This is a genomic window from Aureibacter tunicatorum (genome assembly GCF_036492635.1).
In the GTDB taxonomy this organism is placed as follows: domain Bacteria; phylum Bacteroidota; class Bacteroidia; order Cytophagales; family Cyclobacteriaceae; genus Aureibacter; species Aureibacter tunicatorum.
Map to the genome: position 1 here is coordinate 150,783 of NZ_AP025308.1, position 21,373 is coordinate 172,155.

At 33.4% G+C, this 21,373-nt stretch carries 11 protein-coding genes; 4 read left to right on the plus strand and 7 right to left on the minus strand.

The window, feature by feature from the left end; all coding sequences use genetic code 11:
- Positions 1 to 18 precede the first annotated feature (18 nt).
- The 7 genes from AABK36_RS24190 to AABK36_RS24220 all read right to left on the minus strand — a co-directional run bounded on the left by AABK36_RS24190 (position 19) and on the right by AABK36_RS24220 (position 14,053).
- Positions 19 to 1,395, minus strand: a complete 1,377-nt coding sequence (locus tag AABK36_RS24190) for a replication initiation protein (protein WP_309942665.1) — start codon at positions 1,393 to 1,395, stop codon at positions 19 to 21.
- A 577-nt stretch (positions 1,396 to 1,972) separates the two neighbouring features.
- Entirely contained in the window at positions 1,973 to 2,860 is an 888-nt protein-coding gene (locus AABK36_RS24195) for a ParB N-terminal domain-containing protein (protein WP_309942662.1), read from the minus strand.
- Positions 2,853 to 3,803: a ParA family protein gene (locus AABK36_RS24200; RefSeq protein WP_309942658.1), complete on the minus strand. Its 951-nt coding sequence runs from the start codon at positions 3,801 to 3,803 to the stop codon at positions 2,853 to 2,855. The genes AABK36_RS24195 and AABK36_RS24200 overlap by 8 nt, the downstream gene beginning before the upstream one ends.
- Positions 3,804 to 3,994: 191 nt before the next feature.
- The gene (tamL, locus tag AABK36_RS24205; protein ID WP_309942655.1) at positions 3,995 to 6,292 is read right to left on the minus strand and encodes a translocation and assembly module lipoprotein TamL; all 2,298 of its coding nucleotides are present in this window, start codon (positions 6,290 to 6,292) and stop codon (positions 3,995 to 3,997) included.
- A 1-nt stretch (position 6,293) separates the two neighbouring features.
- The gene (locus AABK36_RS24210) at positions 6,294 to 11,138 is read right to left on the minus strand and encodes a translocation/assembly module TamB domain-containing protein (protein ID WP_309942653.1); all 4,845 of its coding nucleotides are present in this window, start codon (positions 11,136 to 11,138) and stop codon (positions 6,294 to 6,296) included.
- Positions 11,139 to 11,396: 258 nt separating this feature from the next.
- On the minus strand, positions 11,397 to 12,305 hold the full coding sequence (locus AABK36_RS24215; protein ID WP_309942650.1) for a DUF3078 domain-containing protein: 909 nt from the start codon (positions 12,303 to 12,305) through the stop codon (positions 11,397 to 11,399).
- 77 nt (positions 12,306 to 12,382) lie between these two features.
- Positions 12,383 to 14,053, minus strand: a complete 1,671-nt coding sequence (locus tag AABK36_RS24220; protein ID WP_309942646.1) for an ABC1 kinase family protein — start codon at positions 14,051 to 14,053, stop codon at positions 12,383 to 12,385.
- Between the two features lie 418 nt (positions 14,054 to 14,471).
- Here AABK36_RS24220 and AABK36_RS24225 point away from each other — a divergent pair, with 418 nt between their 5' ends.
- From AABK36_RS24225 to AABK36_RS24240, 4 genes are read left to right on the plus strand one after another with little or no spacing between them, the layout of a single operon-like run.
- A complete protein-coding gene (locus AABK36_RS24225; protein ID WP_309942644.1) occupies positions 14,472 to 15,872 on the plus strand; it encodes an exonuclease domain-containing protein in 1,401 nt (466 codons plus the stop codon).
- Positions 15,869 to 18,217 carry a penicillin-binding protein 1C gene (gene pbpC, locus AABK36_RS24230; protein ID WP_309942641.1) on the plus strand — a complete coding sequence of 783 codons (2,349 nt, stop codon included), beginning with the start codon at positions 15,869 to 15,871 and terminating at the stop codon, positions 18,215 to 18,217. The genes AABK36_RS24225 and pbpC overlap by 4 nt, the downstream gene beginning before the upstream one ends.
- The gene (locus tag AABK36_RS24235; protein ID WP_309942639.1) at positions 18,217 to 18,570 is read left to right on the plus strand and encodes a hypothetical protein; all 354 of its coding nucleotides are present in this window, start codon (positions 18,217 to 18,219) and stop codon (positions 18,568 to 18,570) included. Before pbpC ends, AABK36_RS24235 begins: the two co-directional genes overlap by 1 nt.
- A 53-nt stretch (positions 18,571 to 18,623) precedes the next feature.
- Positions 18,624 to 21,350 (plus strand): hypothetical protein, encoded by a 2,727-nt coding sequence (locus AABK36_RS24240; RefSeq protein ID WP_309942636.1) that lies wholly within the window; start codon positions 18,624 to 18,626, stop codon positions 21,348 to 21,350.
- Positions 21,351 to 21,373 lie beyond the last annotated feature (23 nt).

Below are 21,373 nucleotides of genomic sequence, written 5' to 3' on the forward strand. Positions count from 1 at the left end.
CTATTAGCATAAAACCAACTATTCTTTTATTTCAAAATCATATTTCCAGATGGCATAAGATTTTAACGAACCACAGATTTCCTGCTCCTCGTCCGTAAGCCTATTCTGAATCAACCAAGTTCCATAAAAGCCCAAAGCCAATTCGCTTGGCTTTCCACTTTCCCATTCAGGTATAAACTTTTTAACATAGCTATTCGATGACATTTCAAGATCAAACAAATATTCGGCTTCATCATCAAGTGTTGCCTCTTCGATCAGCCTGTTTTTAATATCTTTCAAATAAAGTTCATAATCTTTAGAAATATCCGCTAATCTATTTTCATAGTTAAGTTTTTCTCGTTCTAAATCACTTTTAAGTTTTCTTCGTTTTTGAGTATTAATGTGGCTTTTATATTCTTTATGAAAATACTCGTTTTTCAAAGCTGTTATCAAATAGCCCGTCTTGTTAGATACTTCCTTCTTATCATTTACGCATTTGATATAAAAATCAACGATTTCTTGTCCATACTTCTCAGCTAATTTCTGAGCGGTTTCTGGTTTAATTTGATACTTTCCATCTTGGCTTGATTCGGGTTGGCTAGTATGAGGTTTAGCTTTAATAGACTCAACAACTTCTACGACTTGAGGAGCTTCATTTTTTTCACTTTCATCGATGGCGGAACTGGCACTTCTATCTTGTTCCAATAATTTAGGATCGGTCCTCTCGTTAGCGCTCATATAAAAGATCATTGCCACAACCTTCCTTCCCCTTTTCTCAAGCTCATATTCTACATTGATATCCGATAAGGCGTTGATCTCTTTAATTGACGCTTCAATTACATATTTTTTAAAATCGAAAAACCTTGAGTACTTATCTCCAACGTAAAGTATATCTTTCAAATATTCGACGTCAAATTTACGCTGTCGGATATTAGGATAGTATTGTGCCAACAACTCATAAATTCTAATTGAATGGGCGCTTTTAAAAGAAAAGACATGCTTCAAAAAATAGCTCGTATAATTATTCCTCAGATTCAAGAAAAAAGGTTTCATCTGAGGAGAAAACTGAACAGTAATATAGTTCTTTCCTTTTTCACCTTCAGCTACAGTGATAAATGCCATGGACTTCCATTTTTCTCCTTTTTGAAGGTAAATGGCACTGTTAGTCAAACCTACAGCAGCTTCCCTCACATCATCATATTGAGAACCTTTTACTTTTTCATTTGGAGTCAATCCCAAAATCTCTGAAATAGGAATCTCATATGTTGTGAAATCATCATCTGTCGGCTTAATCCGAGCGGTCATAAGCAATATGACCCTTTGTTGCATTAAAGTGAAACGACTCTTTGAATTAATAAGCTCATTGCTCTTTACGATCTTATAATCCTTGTAGAGCATCATTTTATCCTTAGCCATCTTGTAAAACGAGAAAAACTTAACAAAAATCTCTATTAACGAGAAAAACTTAATCAATATTCTAAAAACGAGAAAAACTTAATGGCAATAATCAACTTAGATTCCTTTAATGACGAAAATTTCTTAACAAAAAGCCTCTAAACAATCAAATCTATCCTTTAAAACGAGAAAAACTTAAAATTTAAAGCCATTTATGCCGAATTACTATGTGAATATCCGCATTTCACCTCTATTATTTAAGTATTTCTCGTTTTTAATAAGCTAAAGAGCTCCAGCCCTTAAGTGTTTCTCGTTCAAGTTAAGAAAATCTCGTTATTAATTAAGTATTTCTCGTTTATTTTTAAGCAAAACTCGTTCTAAAGTTAAGTATTATTCGTCTTCAAATTAAGTTTATTTCGTTTGGTTTTAAGTTTCTCTCGTTTATTTTTAAGTTTCTCTCGTCTTAACCGCACTTAAAAATCTAAATATCAATAAGTTACAATAGTCTAAAACAATTAAAGTATTTAAAAGAAATAAAACAACAAAATATATAAATAGAATATAGCATTGTTGTTTATATTTTAAGTTTTATTCGTTTTTAATTATCAGTTGAATATTCCTGAATCATTTCTTGAGCGAGATTAACTATATTCTTCAAGATTTTTAATTTTCTTTCGTCTTTCGTGCTTAAGAGATTATCAACTTCTAATTTTAATTTTGTTTCGTTAATACGAGCAGTTGGTTTAGAATTAAGCTTATTATTAAGTTTTTCTCGTTTTTCAGTTTTTATCTTTTCAGCTTCAATTTTTATTTGATCAGAGTTCTTTATTTTTAAATGATCCCGAGCTTCGGATAATGTTTCTATATCGCTTAATCGAACTTTTTGTTTCCCTGTTAAAATTTGTTTTTTTAATTCAGGATTACTTTCACCGATATTATCCAAGCCTTCAGCAAAATGAGCAGCTCTTTTAACTGATTTTGGACTCATATTATTTTCTTTGCCGATTCTTTCAGCGCTATTTACAGATTCAGTATTTTGGCCCTCTCCTGTTTTTCGATTTCCTCCATGAGTATTTTTCTCTTGATTATACCTAATTCCTACCAAGTATATTTTTTGTTCTTTGGAAAGATTCCTACGACCAAGTTGATTATCAATCATCCAATTTTTTGCTTCATCAAAATTCGATAAAGTGATTGGTTTTAGATTGAAATCAATATGATGTTTTTTACAAATGCCATATCTGTTGTGTCCGTCAATTAAAATGAATTCATCAGTAGACACATTATGCCAATAAAGCAATGGTTCTCTACAGCCTTCTTTCAAAATATTATTTTCAAGTTGTTCTAATTCTTCTCCCTGCAATGGAGGAATTAGTTCTTTCAGCTCTGGATATATTTTGATATTCTGTTTTATTTCGGCGTCTTGCACAAGCATTTTATTTTTGGCAAGAGCTATGGAGGGGATTAATTTGCTTCTTTTATTCATTGATTAATTCTTTAGTTACCGCCATATAATCTTTAGCTCCATTGCTTCGAGGAGCATAGTCAAATATTGTTTGGCTAATCATTGAGGCTTCGCTTAGAGCCATGTTGCTTCTGATGATTGAATTGAAAATTTTAAAATAAGGGAAGTTCTCATGAACGTAATTCATGATCGTCTGATGATTGATCGTTCGTTTATCTACCAAAGTAAATAGTATTCCTTCCACTGTTAGGTTTTCATTCAAACCATCTTTTATTTGATCCACCGTTCTTAGTATCGTATTCAATCCTTTGATCGCAAGTGTTTCCGGTTGAAGAATCAATATAAAACTATCGGAGGCGATAAGGGCATTTGATGTTAGTATACCCAAGGAAGGAGGACAATCTAGTAGTATATAGTCAAATTCTTCTTGCTGCGGCAAGAGAACTTTTTTAAGTCTTATGTATCCATCAGGCCTTTGGTGAAGTTCTAAATCTGCTTGAGAAAGGTCAACATCCGAAGGGCTCAGAAATAGGTTTTCGGCAACTTCTTCAAACGGCAATTCTCTATTATGAATCAAAGCGTCGTAAAGTTGCTCTTGAGGTTCTTCAATACCATAGCATTGGCTTAAATTACCTTGTGGGTCAAGATCAACCATTAGTACTTTGAATCCTTGCATGGAGAGAGCTTTTCCTAAATTAACGGTGCTAGTGGTTTTTCCTACTCCGCCTTTATGATTCACCATTGCGATGATTTTAGCTTTCTTCGCTATGCCTTTATTTTTCAAGCCATATTTTTCCAATACAGGCTTAAGTTTGTCTAAATGCGCTTGATTTAAATTCCTTTCTTCTTTCAGCACTTTGCTCAATAGACCTGATGAAAGGCCTGCTTCTTTTTCTAATGCTGATAGGGAAAGCGCATTATTTTCATTTAAAAAATTAATGACGATTTTATTGTTCAAGTCCATTTTGTTCTATTTTCGTCTAAAATATATGTCATAAATATAATCAAAAACGATGCTAATGACTAAAATATTAGACAGTAATTCTAGTGAAACAGACGAATCTTTTAAGTCAAAGGGTCAAATTGACCTTTTGATCTTTCGGAGTATATGTATATTCAAGAGGTCAATTTGACCCTTTGAAATTTAAAGTGAATTTAGAATGGATAACCAATATCAATCGTAAAAACGAGGTTTCTTTTGACCCAGTCAAGGCTTCCAAAACCAGGGTTATTGAATAACCATCGTTCATTTTCAGGCAAGTAAGGTTTGCGAAGAGGAATACCAAAATCAAATCGAACGATCAATACTCTAAAGTCGAGTCTAAAACCAAACCCCGCATCAACTGCGAACTCTTTGTAAAATTCATTCCATAAAAATTGACCACCAGGTCTATCAGGATCATTATATTTAAGCCATACATTACCTATATCTGTAAATAAAGCTCCTTTTAATGCTCCAACGATTCCAAAACGATATTCCAAATAACCAGCTAGTTTGATGTCGCCTCCTTGCACTAAGAAGTTATTTGTTGAGTCAGATGGGACATTGCTACCAGGGCCTACTGATCTTAACCTGAAACCTCTTAGGTCATTAGGGCCACCGATAAAATATTGCTTAATATAAGGAAGCGCCTTAGAGTTTGAATACGGTAAACCAATTCCTAAGTAAATTCTAGGCACTAGCTTTGAGTCTTTGCCAAGGCTTCGGTAGTATCTAAAGTCAAACGTAAGTTTCGTATATTGAGAAAAGGGTTGTCCTGCTACAGTGTAAGGATTTTCATAAATATCTTGATCAGGCTTTAACGCTCTATTAATTAAGTAAAATAGATTTCCAGAGACGTCAACACCTGCTTTAAGGTAAACGCTATTCTTATTGACTTCATTGAAAGTATTGTTGTATGTAAAGGTATACTCGGAACCCAAGACCAACTGGTTTTGAAATGTTTGAGCAAGTATTGGATTTAAGTCTTCCAAGACATCTCTATTGTTGGGAGAATGCTGGTAACTGATGCTAATAGGGTTGAATTTATTATTGATTTGAGCGACTTTTTGCCATTCGTAACCAAAGCTAAAATTTAGATAATCAATTGTCAACACGGGTACGAAATTATACCTCATGGCTGAAAACTTGAAATTGGTATATGGAACGTAATTACTCGTTTGGGGTATAAAGTTTATAAAGCTGATAAATCGTGGTACTTTTATTTGACTGTCTACTCCAAGCCAATAAAGAACTTTAAAATTGTCATTACCACCAAATTGTTTGAGAATACCCGCTTGAAAAGTAGATGAGAAAAACTCAGCTCCTTTAAACATATTTAAATTATTATACGAAAGACGAAATTCAGGGCCTGTAAACTGGTCGGAATTTGTTGACATGCCTATTTCGAATTGAATCGATTTTGGAGGCAAATCATTCAGGAATATATCTGCTTTTAGTTTGTGATTGACAGTATCATCTTCTTCGATGTTGACGTTTACAAACTTGAATACGCCGAGCCTTGATAGCCTGTTTACTGTTTTTTCATAATTGTACCAACGATAGAGACTATCTTTTTCTATAAATACGGATGAAAGTATTGTTTTAGGTTTATACTTATCTGTTTTGTAATAATAGTTTATATCATCTATATATATTGAATCATTAGCTTTGTATGCTGTTGTATCATTGAACTTGTATTGCTGATATAGATTGATTTTGTTAAAATCATATGTGTACATATGATTCTTTGGAGTTTTAGGATCCAGTCGCATTACTATATCAATAGTGTAATTGTTATTTGAACTATCAGCAAAGTAAATAAGGTCGTCTTCGTTAAAATAAAAGTATCCTTGATTTTTTAAGATGTCTTTAGTATAGTTTCTAAAGGATTTCAGTTTTGTTAGGGAGTACCTGCTATTTTTGAGCAACTCATTTTGATTAACGAATATGCTGTCAATTTTTTTAGAGAGTTTGGTTGAATCTGTGAGATAGCAAATTGAATCAATAATATATGGCCGACTTGGGTAGATTTTATATTTGGCTTTGATCCCTGAATTTTTCTCGTGAATAGTATCATAGGTTACTGTTGATTGAAAATACCCATCATTTTTAAGGCTGTTCTCCAGTACTTGGCTGATGTGTTTGACCTGAGCTCCATTATAGAAGACTGGCTTTTTTCCGAAGCTTCGGAAAATAAATTTGTTGATAAAGCCTTTCTTATCCTTTTTTTTGAAATATGTCCAAACTCCAGCTCTAGTCCCAAATATATTGCCTTTTTGAGGAGAAATAAGCTGGCCATCTAAATGACGCTTGATTGTTTTATCTATTGGAATTGAGTCTTCGTAAGCATACTCTATAGTTGAACCATTATAATATTTTTGGTTCTCATTTAAGTATTGCGCTGTATTGCAGGCAAAGAAAGAGCTAAGTAGAATCAAAAAAAATGATATTTTAAAAAATAGTTTTGGCATTTTATTTCTGTTTTTCTTTTTTCTTCTTCTTTTTTTCTTCTATTATTTTTTTGTAAATGAAGAAGAAGCCAGTTTTTATGACATCTGGACTAAAAACTAATTCAGCAGCTTGCTCGCGATATATTCTAACAGCGTATTTCCCATCTTCAGTAATTTTGTATTCAATTTCTACATTACCAGCAATACTATTTACATCATTGGAGTTTTCAGTATCGTTCAGTCTGATATAACTACCGACTTGTATTGTCAGCCTGTCATTGAATAATCTTTGTTTTACAGAAACATTCAAATCAGATCTTCCTTGCCTTCCTGCTTCTGAATATTCGTCATAGGTATCGAAATTAAAGTTCAGTTCGGTACCTTTTGTCTTCAATAAATCACTTGAAATATTGTTTAATTGTTGCGTTACAAATGAGCTTAGAGTTCCTTTTATTGAGCTAGTCCCTCCCGATTCCAATAAAGAGCTGCTTGCGAAGGTTTGGAAAAGTATGAGTGAAAAAGCTTGTTTATTTACTTGATTAGGCGAACTATTAACTTCATTTATTGCCGCTTGAATTGTTGGATCTGCGGTATTTCCAGGGATATTATCAGGATATTCTAACTCAAATTTTATCTCAGGCTTTTCAGGTGTTCCATTGATATACATTAAGACATAAAATGTTTGTGACTTTGTTGTTGCATTATCAGGCGCGGCGGAATTTGAATTTAGAGTTAATAGAGGGTATGGGGATGTTCTGATTTTATATAATGCAGTAAGTTTCAAATCAGGATTAAGAGGATCTCCAGTCCAAGTAACTGTGCTGCCCTTTTTTAAATTGAATGTTTTATCAATAATTCCATATAGTCTTAATTGATAGCTTCCTTCGTTAACTTCAAAGGTTCCTGTTAGCGAATTGTTATTACCATATAAAAAGCTCAAATTACCACCTCCTTCAATATTGATCTGATCTTGAGATATAGGATCAAGGATAATGCTAATTTTTGTTTCTTGGTTGATACTTATATTGGCTTTTAAGTCAAGATCAAGTGATAATTTAGGGAAGTTTTGCCATTCTGAATTTTCGGGAATATTAGTTACAGTATCTAATTGATTAGTGAAATACACTATTCCTTCTGAGCTTTCAATTTTGGATAAACCACTTTCAGAATTAACATAATATACATGACTGCCTTTTTCGATAGTTGTGGTCGTTTGAACTTCTAATTTTGATAATTTCCCAGTAATTTCACTCTTATTGCTTATAATAAGGTCTCCATAATAGATAGGATTGTCTTTTTCTGTAGACTTCATCACAGTAAAATTATCGGCGACAGTTTTGATATTAAATTCAGGGTCACTTAATTTCTCTAAGTCTATAATGCCATTGGCTTTGATTGTATGTTTTTGATTATCTTCTATTGTTAAGTCATTGATTTCAACCTTTCTATCTTCAAAGAGAATTTTGTTGTATTTGATGTATAATGGAGAGTTTAGATCTTTGTATGTACTTTTAATTTCTTTTAATTCTAAAAAGCCATTGATTTCAGGAGCATCGCTTTTGCCTTTTATCGTTAATTGGGCATTTACCATTCCTTCGGTGTCTTTTACATAATTGTTAAAAGGAGGGAATTGGCAAAGTTTATTTAAGTTTAAATTATTGATATTCAAGTACCCATTAATATTGTCTTTTGAAAATGACACATGGCTTTTAATTGCTGTGATTTTTGAAATAAGACTTGTGTGAAGATTGTAGGTGATGTTTTGTACCGTGTCGGTCTTTAAGTCAAGAGATAAATTACCGATCCGATTATTTAAAAAACCAAGGTGATTGATTTCAACGAGACCTGTTACCTCTTTTTTGCTTTGCGAAATTTTCGTGCTTAATTCTCCTCCAACTAACCATTTATCAATTTCAGGGATGTATGTAATTGAATCAAGGTCTATTTGATTTATTTTTACAGAAAGGAATTTGTTTTTATTATGTAAAATAGAGTCTTCGATTTCAATATAACTTTCACCGCTGGTTATTTTGAAATGTTGAAATGAGACACCATTAGAGTCAATTTTTATTTCATTATTTTTTGGAATTTCCCAAAGGCGTTTGCTTATAATCATTTTATCATTAAATGTATTTATGATATCCCCATTATTTGTAATAAGCTTGCCTTTGATATCTACTCGGTTTTGCTTTTTCTTGTTGATTATTTGAAAACGATAATTAGATGTATCATTGATATATTTTCCCTCAAATTGAATTTGCCCTAGATTAATTGAATCTTGAACTGAAATATCTTTTGTTATATAGTTGAGTTCTATCTTTTTTTTGTGGTTTGACAATGTTAAATTAGTTGAATCAAATTCAATCGAATCAATGCTTAGTGAGGGCATGCTAATATTCAGATTGAATAACTCTGATTTTTGATTAAATTTTGAGGTGAAATCAATATTTGATAGAGTATCTAAAAAATCCAAATAGCCTGTTTTCAATAAAAAGTCGCTTTTTATTTTTCCATTTAATGAATAACTGGAGGAGCTATTGTCTTGAAGTAGACTGTCATGTGCGAATTGCCGTGTCTGAAAGAGATGTTTTAATTGTTCTGTGATATTTGGCAATGAACCGATCGAATTAAAATCCATTTCAAGAAAAGGGGAGGAGATGAGCATGTTCGCTTTCATGCTATCTAAGTTTATTTGAGCGTTAAGATTTTCAAAGTCTATTTTATTTTTTCCTTGATGAAAGGAAAAAGTTGAAATGTCTAAATTTGAATTGTTTTTCAATAAGCTTATTCCATTTGATTTAGCTTTGAAAGTAGTCTTTAGAACACTTGTATCACCCTTTTCTGATGTGATTATATCAAGATCATCAATATTTCCTGATAAATTTATGGCCGGAATGTATTTTAAGCTATCCAAATCTAGGGATAAATTCATTTTATTGCCTGACTCTACTGAAGTGATTAATGCATTTACCTTTTCCGGATTTAAAAGAGAGTTGATATGTATATTTGTATAGTTGTATTTATTGAACTCAATATTTTTAATAATTGACTTCAGGTGAATATTATATAGTTTTGAACCAACATATCCGCTAGCTATTCCATGAAAGTTTAAATATCCTAATGACTCGTTTTCTAGTATTTCTTTTAAATTAATTTGATTGAGACTGAGATCATTGATAAAATAGCCATTAACCATTCTTGTTTTAACAGTGACAGAACCATATTCGGTGAATAAACGGAGCCCGGATTTTAACGAATTGTAATTTCCATCAATTTTGAGTTTCCCATTGATTGTTTTGGGTAGATTTATACTTAAGTTATCAGGCATAAAAGGCTCCAAATCTATTTTTCTTAAATGCAAAGTATCTAATTTCGCATCAATGCCCATTTTTTTCAATGAATCAAATGGATTGGTGACATTGACAGATAGCTTCATTATACTGCTGTCATTCAATGTTAAAAGTATATTTTTTGCCTCAGCGGAAGAGTTTGATTTTTTGATTGTTCCTTTAGCTTTGATGACGCTTTTAGAAGAGTCATTAATGAATTTATTGCTGAATAAGTAAGAAATATCTTTAAGATTGATCGTAGATGGGTTAATAGTTAAGTTTAGACGAGGCGATTTTAAGTTCTTTGCAAGAAAGACATCGTCGATATTATCGTATGAAATAAGTAGTTTAGATTGTATTTTACTGTTATTTGTGAATATTTCAATGTCTTCAAATGTTGCTTTTTCTTTTAATATTTCTCCTTTTAATTTAAATTCTTTAAGGAATAAGCCTGACTTTTCCATAAATGAAGAATGGACAAGATTCATTCGATAGTTGTCATTGAATATGTACATGTCTTTCCATTCAATGTTCATATTAGTCAAATTCAGATGATTGAAATCCATGCTTTTTGATGTGTCCGGATAACTGATATTATCCATTTTAAACTCTCCCTCAGTGATATTGAAAGATTTAATTTCTGTCTGCCATGGAAAATTTGACCAACTGAAAGAGTTTGTTGAATTTGAAGTAGTTTTTTTGGAAGTAGGGGATGAGGGAGGAATATCCATTTGAAGTTGTATATTGGGCTTCTCAACTTCAAATAAATCTGCGTGAGTGGTTGCTTTGCTAATATTAACCTTTATTTTTTTTCCGGTAGCATTGCTTAGAGATGTTTTGAGATTAAGTTTAGTATCGGGAAGATCAAGGTTGTAGGAAATATTATTAAAGTCTATATTTTTTACTAATACTATAAAATCATGCGTATTGATTATATTTATTGAATCTAGTGGATTTGTCGTTTTTGATTGAATTTGGCTATTATTTGTCTGTTTTGAAATAGACATGTCTACAGAAATATTATTGCAGAAAGTATTATCGACATAGTATTTTTTTGTGTAGAAATTTATATGCCCTTTATCCATGCCTAATTTTCCAGCATTCACTTTCATATCTAATCCGGATACGTCATCGAGCATATTGAATTGAATATTCTGCAAATCAATGTTGTGAGGACTTATTTTGAGTGCTGTGCCGCTTTTTGAGGAAGAAGTTTCTTTTTTCTTTACTTCATTTGATGAGAAGGCGTCAATAATGAATTGGAAATTGAAAATAGAGTCTTTTCGAATAAGTGTTCCACTGACATTTCTAGCAATCAGGTGATGGGTTTTGATTTCTTTATCCAGTAGATCTAAAAGATGAATTTTGGCGTCAAGGAGTCCTATATGGGCAAGTGTGTCATTTTGCGGAGTGGGCAGGTATAAGTTTTCAATGATTATCCTATTCGGCCAGTCAATTCTGATATCATCTACAGTAAATTCAGTATGTAATTTTTTTTGAAGAAACAATTCTCCTTTGTTAAGCAAGATTCTTCTCAAAGGATTTATTTCTAGAATAATAAAAGGAAGCGAGAACAAAAAAAATATTCCGAATGCTAATAATAATAATATCCGAAGTATCTTTTTTATCATTGTTGCTAAATTGAGATGTTATTCCAAAAATCAATATGCAAACGGTCATTTAAGCATATTTAAAGAAGGTGCTTAAATTGAGTATATGTCAAAAAATAATTTGAAATACTACAAGTTCACATTATCCTTTTTGGCGTAATATAAACTTGTAGTAAGGATAGTTTGTTATATTCCGAGATTGATACCAATGGAAAGTGCAAACCTTGCTTGCAAGGCTGGACCAAGTCCACCTTCATCTCTTGGGACATCTATATCTTCATCATAGATAAGCTGGGTTCCAAATGAAGTATTGAAGTATTCGTTAACTTTTAATACTAAGTCAAATTTCCAGTTTACATCAATTTCACTTATTCTTTTATAATCAGCGAATAATATAAGCGTTGTATTGATTACAGTGTTTTTTAAAACTTCTTTATTATAAGTAGCATATATATTTGGACCTATTTCTGAACGGAATTTTTTACCTTCTTTTACCCCGTATGCGCCTTGATTGGAAAGTGTATCGCTTAATACAAAAGTCATTTTACCAGCTACAGGCGCTAATAGTATTGAAAGCTCTTCACCTTTGTTATATTGCATACCAATAGAAGGAGTAAGGTACGCAGGAGCCATGAAGTATGAAATTTCTTTTTCATCAAGTCCTCCTGTATCATTATCAGTAAACTGGACACCCGTATCAAATTGAGTTTGGAAATTAACAAGTGCGGCTACACCCCAATGCTTTGTTAATTTATAAGTATAGTTGGTATTGATTATAAGACGGTCTTGCGATTTTCTGTTAGGAAACTCTGTGTCTTGTAGGTACGTGCGTCCATAACCTAAGTCGAATTGAGTTTTCCATAAGGAAATTTTAGTATCTCTGTTTATATTGTATAGTAAGCCTATTTCATAAGAGATTGAACTGCTTCCACCTGCTGACCAGTTGTTTAAGCTTACTCCAGATATATTACCTAGCAAGTTTCCATTGCTTGTCCAAATTTTAGGAGGTTGGTTAGTGGTCGTGCTATCTTGATCTTGAGCATTTAAACTCCCAATAGTAAATAGGAGGAAAGTTAAAAGTAAAATTTGTTTCATTACTTAGCGTTTTAGTTAAATGATGAAACAAATTTATTATTTTATTGAATCTATTGTACATATTTTCAAAAATAATATTAGAACATTTTATTTTTTATTATGGAAACAATTAATAATAATCCTAGTAATGCGCTAAAGGCAAATCCTGAAATCCCTATGATTGAAACAGATCCAATATAAGGAGGAATATTAGCATGCATGACTAGCGAAGAGCCGATGATCGTAGATGCAAGAATGATGGATATTATGATTCTGTTGGCAACTTTTTCAAATCGATCTTGAAGTTTTGAAAGGCCTTTGTGTTCTAATTCCATTCTAAACTCCCCTTTGGAAGCTTTGGCAATGATCTTCTTCATATCGCCAGGAAAGGAGCTCATGGTGGAAAACATTTCCATTCCCATTTGGAGAGTTTGATTCATCAGAAAACCGGAATTATATTTTTTAAAAAGAATTTTCTTGGCCATCGGCTTTAAATGAACTGTTGGGTTGAAGTCAGGGTAGAGTTCCAAAGCAATGCCTAGGATAATACTTAATGATCTAGCCAAATGGTAAGCGTAAGGAGGTAACTGGATGGAATTTTTATAAAGAATTTTTATGAACTCTTCACTTAGATATTGTCCATCAATTTCACTGACGGAACTATTCATATCATAAAGGATTTGCGCTATTTCGTATTCAAAATGCTTCGGGTCCTTGATACTTACTTTGACAGCCAGTTTTTCTATAGATGAAACGATTTTCTTAGGGTTTTTATTAAGAAAATGGAATATGAGTTCAATCAAATTATTTTGATCTTCCTCTAAGAGAAACCCCATCATGCCATAATCAATGAAGCATATTTTGTCCTTGTCGATAATAAATAAATTTCCGGGATGCGGATCGGAGTGAAAAAATCCGTGAATGAAGATTTGATCCATATAATTATGGAAGAGGTTCTTGCTTAATTGAACAGGATCAATTTTCATTTCCTCTAGCTTTTGGCTATCATTGATTTTAATGCCATCAATGAATTCCATGCATAAAACATTTCTGTTGGAGTATTTATCGTAAACTTTTGGCGTGTAAATATTTTTGTTGGATTCGAATTGTTTTGCAAATCTAGAAATATTATTTTTTTCTAGGCTATAGTTTAATTCTCGGAGAATGCTTCTTTCGAAAGAATTAATCATTTCGTCGGGCTTGTATTTCTCGATTTGCGGAAAGTTAAGCTTGACAAGTTTTAATAAATCTCTTAATACGGATATATCTGATTTAATGATTGGCTCAATTCCAGGTCTTAATACTTTGAAAATAACTTTTTCTCCAGTTGCCAATCGAGCTGTATACACCTGTGAAATTGAAGCGGCAGCCAATGGGGTTTCATCAAAGCTTTCAAGCACTTCATTTATATGGAAGCCTAGACTTTTTGATATTGTTTCAATTGGATCAATATCAATTGGCTTTACTTGATCTTGAAGTTTTTCCAGTTCAGTGATTAATTCAATAGGTAAAATATCCGCTCTATTGCTGAGAATTTGTCCCATCTTGACGAAAGTTGACCCCATTTCTTCCAGAAGCATTCTAATGCGTTCGTACCTGTTGAATTCTAAAAAATTACGACTCTTAGCTTTGAAAGCATTTTTTTCCAACACGCTTCTGAAGGAGGAGTTGGCCACTAGATCTTCAAATCCATATTTTACCATTAGTTTTATGATTTGAAGATATCTTTCTCTGTTGGATATAGAAGGAGCCGCAATATTTTTTTCCATAATACTTATTGAAGAGATTAAAAAAATTGTACGTAAAGTAGCATCACGATATATGTCTACGAAAAATTGCCATGTACGGATTTCTAAAAGAGAAAAGTAGAGGCGGAATGAAAATGTATCAAAACAATTCCGCCTCTGGCGCCAGCTTCAGTTCACTCCCACATTATTCCCTGATTCGCCTGTATTTCATTATACTAACAGAGATCTTTGTGATGTGTTGCATGAATTTATAATAATTGAATATTAATTTTTAAAGTGTGTTTTGAGTAATGCTAAAGCAACTATTCGCTAAATGTTTGAGCTTTTTGGTGTTTTTTTGAAATAGTTTTTTTGAATTACGCTTGTCAATTTTATCAATAGTTTAAATGTGATAACTTTGGAACCGTATCACTTTTGTCACTGGAATTAGAGTATTGGGATGAGAACATTTTTATTTTATGATATTGAGACTACAGGTCTGAGCCATTCGTTTGATCAGATTGTTCAATTTGCTGCTATAAGGACTGATATGGATTTCATGGTATTGGAGCAACATGATATTACAGTCGCTTTAAGAAAAGACATCCGGCCTAATCCCGAGGCTATTTTAGTGACAAAATTGGATTTGAAAGATTATGAAGGTGAATACACAGAATATGAAGCCGTAAGAGAAATTCATAAACTATTCAACAAGCCGGGTACCATTAGTATAGGTTATAATACATTGGGTTTTGATGACGAGTTTATCAGATTTAATTTTTATAGAAATTTGCTGGATATGTATAGTCATCAGTTTCGTGATAATTGCTCTAGAGCTGATATACTTTATATGTTGATTTTCTATTTTTTATATAGAAAGGATTTTATAAAATGGCCGCAAGATAACGAAGGCAAGTATTCTATGAAGTTGGAGAAAATCAGTGAATTGAATCAATTTGCTACAGGAATGGCTCATGATGCATTGGTGGATGTCAAGGCGACTGTTGCTTTGGCGGAAAGAATGAAATCAGATGATAGTTTATGGAAGTACTGTCTGGCTAATTATGATAAAAAAACGGATAAGGAACGCACCAATTCATTTTGGAAAGATCATTTAGGTATTCAAATTGCTTTATACCTTGACTTAAGAAGGGGAAGTGCTTTAGGCTATCAAACGCCTGTTACTTACTTGGGTGAGAATTCTTTTCAACAAGGCTTGATGTTGGCTCTTGATAGGCTTGATTTTGCTTCTTTATCTGAGGAAGAGTTGTTTTCCTCTCAGCTGATTATTAGGAAAAAATGGGGAGAACCAGGCTTTATAGTCCCATATGCTAAAAGAACGCAGGAACATTATGATGCTGAGAGACTACAGTTGATAGCTCGCAATGCTGTTTGGCTTGTTGATAATTCTAATGAATTTCATCAGCTTAAAGAGTATTGGCAAAACTATACTTATCCAGTAGTGGAAGAAGCTGATATAGATACAAGATTGTATATGGATGGTTTTTGGTCGGCTGCAGATAAGAATATATGTCGATCTTTTCATTTTGCTGATACCTGCGAAGAAAAACGAGATGTATTGGCGAATGTGTCTAATCCTAATATTTTGGAATTAGGAAAAAGATTGATTTATAGAAATTACTCGCAACAAGAGTTGGGCTTAAGCTTGAGCGATGATGCGGACAAGTTTTTTAAAAAATTTGCTAGAAATGAGATGTTGGATTATCGAGGTATTGCAAGAAAATCATTTGAGGAAATAGTTCAAGAGTATGAAGATAAAATGAGTCAGGAATTGGATTCCACTAATTTTGAGCTTTTAAGAAATGCTTTGAATGTGTTGAAGTCTTATACTGTTTCATGATGAGCAAGAAACGAGTTCATTTTTTTTATCTTCTGTTTGGACTGATTTTATTGATAAATTTTCAAATACAGATTCCAGATACATTATTTAACAAGCCTTATAGCACGGTATTGCAAAGCCAAGATGGAAAAATGCTTGGGGCTAGTATTGCTCAGGATGAGCAATGGAGATTTCCCGAAACGGATAGCCTAAGTGTAAAATATGAAAAGGCTTTATTGCTGTTTGAGGACGAGTATTTTTTTTATCACTTTGGGATTAATCCAATATCAATTGCAAGAGCGGCTATTGATAATATTTCTTCCGGCAGAATTGTAAGCGGGGGAAGCACTATTACCATGCAACTGGCTAGAATGTCTTGCGAACATGCGACAAGAACCATTTTTCAAAAACTCAAAGAAATAATAATAGCTGTGAAACTGGAGTGTTTTTATTCGAAAAGGGACATTTTGAATATGTATGCTTCTCGAGCTCCTTTTGGTGGAAATGTGGTTGGGATAGAAGCAGCTTCTTGGAGGTATTTCGGGCGATCCCAATACGACTTGTCTTGGGCTGAAAACGCGGCACTTGCAGTGCTGCCTAATGCTCCGAGTTTAATTTACCCTGGAAGAAATGATGGGGAATTGAAATTGAAAAGGAATCGTTTGCTTAAGAAGTTATTAGAAAGCGATGTAATTGATCTGGAAACTTATGACTTAAGCGTGATGGAAAATCCTCCAGCCAAACCCAGACGTTTAGAGCAACATGCTTTACATTTATTGAATAGGGCCAAAAAGGAAGGACATGCTCAAAAAGTTGTGAAAACTACTTTGGATTTTTCTCTTCAACTAAAAGTCAATGAGCTGTTGAACAGACATTCGGAGTGGATGCAGGGCCAGCAAATTCATAATGCGGCGGCGATTGTGCTAGATATTGACAAAGGAAGTGTGCTCGCTTATGTGGGAAATACTGACGCTGGCGAAAAACATGGCGAGCAGGTCGATATTATTACATCGAAAAGAAGCACAGGGAGTTTGCTCAAGCCTTTTTTATACGCAATGATGATAGATGAAGGCATGAGGTCTCCTAAAGAAATCGTTGATGATGTTCCCATGATTTTAAATGGATTTGCACCTAAGAACTTTTCAAAGCAGTATGATGGTGTTGTCCCCTTAGATGAAGCATTGTACCGATCATTGAATATGCCTTTTGTCAAAGAATTGAAAGATTTCGGTTATGAGAAGTTTCATTTTCATTTGAAAAAAATGGGGATGAATACTTTGACAAATGCGCCTTCCCATTATGGATTGTCTTTGATTTTAGGAGGCGCTGAGACAACATTATGGGAAATAAGCAGTGTATATGCCTCATTCGCGAGAAGTTTGAATAATTATTTTAGATGGAATGACAAGGGAAGGTATTCCAAAGATGATTTTCATCCAAATTCATATGTAGATAAAAGCTATGACAGAAAAGTCTCTGACAATGGGTTATTTAGAGCTTCGTCAATTTGGTTGACATTGCAGTCATTGAAGCAAGTTAAAAGACCTACTGAATTGGGAGATTGGCAAAGGTTTGAGTCATCGAAAAATATTTATTGGAAGACGGGGACAAGCATGGGCTTTAGAGACGCTTGGTCGATAGGCGTTACGGGCAAGTATTTAGTTGGAGTTTGGGTTGGCAATGCTGATGGCGAAGGTCGATCTGGATTGGTCGGAGTGAAAACAGCAGCGCCAGTGATGTTAGACATTTTTTCCGTTTTGCCAAAGAATAAGGACTTTGCAAAGCCCGTTGGTGATATAGTACATCGAAAGGTCTGTTCTATAAGCGGAATGTTGGCATCGGTTGATTGTCCCAAACAAGTAGAACAAGCATTTCCCAAACACTCGATGTATCAAAAGAAGTGTCCTTATCATAAAGAGGTGATGCTTGATAAAAATATGCAATTCAGAGTTAACTCAAATTGTTATCCTGTACATCAGATGGTAAGTAAGAACTATTTTATATTGCCGCCTGTGCAAGGCTGGTATTATGGAAAGAAAACGCCTCATTATAAAGTGTTGCCACCTATGATGCTTGATTGTTATTTGAGCAATGAATCTGTGATGGAATTGATATACCCTAAAGCAAGGGCGAAAATATTTATTCCTACAGATATGGATTTGAAGAAAAGCGCGGTTATTTTTGAGTTAGCTCATCGAAATCCCAAAAAACGAATATTTTGGTATGTTGATGGAATATATATGGGAGTAACTTCGGAATTTCATCAATTGGAAGTAAATATTGGAAAAGGAAGTCATAAGTTGTTTGTAGTCGACGAGGATGGCAATGAGCTTGAGGAAATATTTGAAATTATAAATGAAAGTTGATGCTGACAGATTTTTTAATGCTTTTGGATGAATACTCATTAGTAATCATTGTAGTGCTTTTTATAATTGTTTTAGCCTTAGTTGCAAAAATAAAACAGTTGAACTCAAGATTGCTTCAAATTCAAGCTTCAATGGAGACCAAGAAAGCGAAAAGAGCAGAGGCTGGATTGGTTAAAAAAGATATAGACGAGAAAGTCGCTGAAAGCAATAGCAGGTGGCAAAAGAAATTTAACAAAACAAAAGCTCAGTTAGATGTTGCTGAGCAAAAAGCTCAAAAGCAAGAGAAAGATCTGGCTAAAGCGCATAAGCAAATCGAATATTATAAATCCATCATTGAAGATATGGAAAAATAGGCAGGGAAATTGATTTTCAATCATTTATAGTGTTACCAATTGACATTCCGTAAATGATTAATAACGAAGATTCCATTTCTATACCTAAGGATATTTCATACGATGAGTCAATGGATTTCAATCTATTGATGAAAAGAGCTATCGAAATTTGTCAAAGATTATCAGGAGATAATTGGACGGATTATAACTTTCATGATCCGGGGGTTACGATTTTGGAGCAACTTATGTTGGCTTTGACGGATCTTGGGTATAGGTCAGACTTTTCTGTTGATCAATTGTTGGCTGGTGAAAAAAATAAAACTAGGGAAGAGGTATTGAGAGAAAATGCCATTTACGATCCCCTGGATATATTGACAACCGCGCCTGTTACTGATAATGATTACCGAAAATTCTTCATAGATAGATTTTACGAAATAGGAAATATCTGGGTAGAGAGATCTGCGAACTCTGAAGCAATTGCAGGGATAATCAATTTCAAGGTTCAGTTTGAACCAAGCATTTTTGAGGACAATTACCCTACGATACTTACAAGAATGCGTGATACATATCTTAATAATAGGAATGTATGCGAAGATCTAGGAGACTTTTCGGTTTTAAAAAAATATCCTGTTTTTTTGAGTTGTAAAGTAGATTTGTTGCGAGGTAGTAATCCTGAAATGGTCATAGGAAGGATCTTTTATGAAATAGATCAATTTTTAAACCCTTCGATAGAGTTTCATACGGTAGAAGACTTCTCTGAAAAAGATCAATATGATGGTCCCAAACCAGTTACTGGTTTTATCAAAGACGAGGATTTAAAGCCTAAAATGTCTTATTTTAACACTTATCGCTTTAAGGAAATCATCGCTAGAGAAAATGATATTGTTATATGCGAAGATTTTGAAGTGATAATAAATGACTTTGAAGTAGCCAGAGATTTGGTGGATATTCCTGAGGACTGTTTCCCATGTTTTGATATCGAAAAATCTTTGAAAAGAGTCCAAGTGATGATCAATGGAATAACTCATTATCTGGATTTTGAAGAGGTAAATCATGTATATCAACTATTAAAGGCGAAGAAGAGCAAGAGGTTCTCGTATAAGAAATATCAAAAGGGCGATATAGATGGTTTTGATTTAAGTCAAATATCAAAATACACATCTATACAAAGGAGTTTCCCTGGTATTTATCAAATTGGAGAATTTGGTGTCAAGGCTAATGCTAATCCTGAGGAACATGCAAGAGCAAGGCAACTGAAGGCTTATTTGTTCTTGTTTGAGGTGATTTTGTCTGGACATTTATCTCAATTAGCGAATATTAAGAATATCTTTTCAGCAAAGCCTCAAAAACCATTTTCCTACTTTACCCAATTGCCATTTGATATTCCGGAATTAGCCTCGATTTTAAGTGTTGAAAGTGCTCAGCTAGAGCATATTTTGCAAGAATTAGCAAATCCGAAGAAAGAATATTATCAACGTAGAAATGCTGTTTTAGACCATTTATTGTCAAGATTTGGGGAAGAACTAAGCGAATATATTCCGAATAAACTTTATTTGTCTCAAGACAAGTTGATTACGATGAAAGAGTATTGGCTTCAGAATATTCTTGAGTTTACCAGGGATAGGGCTAAAGGCTCCAATTATTTGGAAGATGTTTGGGATAGTGAGAATGTTTGTGTCTTTAAGAAAAAAGTTGCGATGCTTTTGTCTATGGACTTTAAAAACAGGCTTATTCATAAGTTTAGTTTTGAAGTGCACAAGGAAGAGGAAGATAAGCAAGAAGAGCTCACGGATGAAGCTCAGGAGGTAGAAAAGGAAATTATAGATGCAAAGCCATCAGGTGTAGTTGAAGACAAAGGAGTCGAAATTTTATGCAATCAGAAAGATTTTTTGAAAAAAGTTTTTCATTACGGAGAGACAAAAGAGAGTTTTAGAATAGTGAAAAGCCAAGATCCCGATGGCCACGACAAGTATTTGGTATATTTTAATTTTGGCAATGAATCGCAGATTATTTACGAAGGGTATAGTAAAACGGAATGTTCCAGAATTGTAGATAAAGTGGTGGAAACAATTGTTAGTCAAAACTCATATTGCGACAACTTTCATGTTCTTGAACATTTATTGTTTAGGCCAAAGTCTGGAGATATTTATCATATCAATATATTGGATCACCAAAGTCAAAAACTGATAGAGAGTGTGAAAGCGGATTCTTTTGAAGAGCAGAAAGAGAAAGTAATGAGAATGCTCTCTTTGATGATTGATGCATTTAATTTTAGAGTCGAAAAAGTTGTTGTTGAAGATGATATAGAAAAATATACATTGTTTGTGTTTGATGATATTATTGGCGAAAATTTGGCAGTGGTTTCCAGACAGTATAACACTAAGGAGGAAGCTCAAGACGATGTGATGAATCTCACGCAGTATTTAAGAGAAATTCAACAAAATGAACATATCTTTAATTCAAGAATAGAATATAAAGCCGAATACTCTCCTCTGAAAAGTGTTTCTGATAGTTTTTTCTCAAATAGCATGAGTATTGTTTATCCCGATTGGACATCAAGGTTTCAGAACAAAGAGTTTGTCGATACTTTTAAAAATGTGGTAAGCAAAGTTGCTCCAGCGTATTTGAAGATTCATTTTGTCTCGCTGAATTATTCTCAAATGCTTGAATTTGAACAAGCGTATAAAGCGTGGTCGAAATTATTGGCGGAAGAAAGCGATTATTTTGAGCTTGATGACGCTTCTTATCAAGTTGCAGATTTGTTAATGAAAAGCTCCACTCCGGATACTGGGAAGAGTTAGCATGTAAATTAATCAATCGTATT

Bases quoted from the DNA above. Each gene is read 5' to 3' on its own strand.
- AABK36_RS24190 (WP_309942665.1), bottom strand. From the start codon at position 1,395: ATGGCTAAGGATAAAATGATGCTCTACAAGGATTATAAGATCGTAAAG.
- AABK36_RS24195 (WP_309942662.1), bottom strand. From the start codon at position 2,860: ATGAATAAAAGAAGCAAATTAATCCCCTCCATAGCTCTTGCCAAAAAT.
- AABK36_RS24200 (WP_309942658.1), bottom strand. From the start codon at position 3,803: ATGGACTTGAACAATAAAATCGTCATTAATTTTTTAAATGAAAATAAT.
- tamL (WP_309942655.1), bottom strand. From the start codon at position 6,292: ATGCCAAAACTATTTTTTAAAATATCATTTTTTTTGATTCTACTTAGC.
- AABK36_RS24215 (WP_309942650.1), bottom strand. From the start codon at position 12,305: ATGAAACAAATTTTACTTTTAACTTTCCTCCTATTTACTATTGGGAGT.
- AABK36_RS24220 (WP_309942646.1), bottom strand. From the start codon at position 14,053: ATGGAAAAAAATATTGCGGCTCCTTCTATATCCAACAGAGAAAGATAT.
- AABK36_RS24225 (WP_309942644.1), top strand. From the start codon at position 14,472: ATGAGAACATTTTTATTTTATGATATTGAGACTACAGGTCTGAGCCAT.
- pbpC (WP_309942641.1), top strand. From the start codon at position 15,869: ATGATGAGCAAGAAACGAGTTCATTTTTTTTATCTTCTGTTTGGACTG.
- AABK36_RS24235 (WP_309942639.1), top strand. From the start codon at position 18,217: ATGCTGACAGATTTTTTAATGCTTTTGGATGAATACTCATTAGTAATC.
- AABK36_RS24240 (WP_309942636.1), top strand. From the start codon at position 18,624: ATGATTAATAACGAAGATTCCATTTCTATACCTAAGGATATTTCATAC.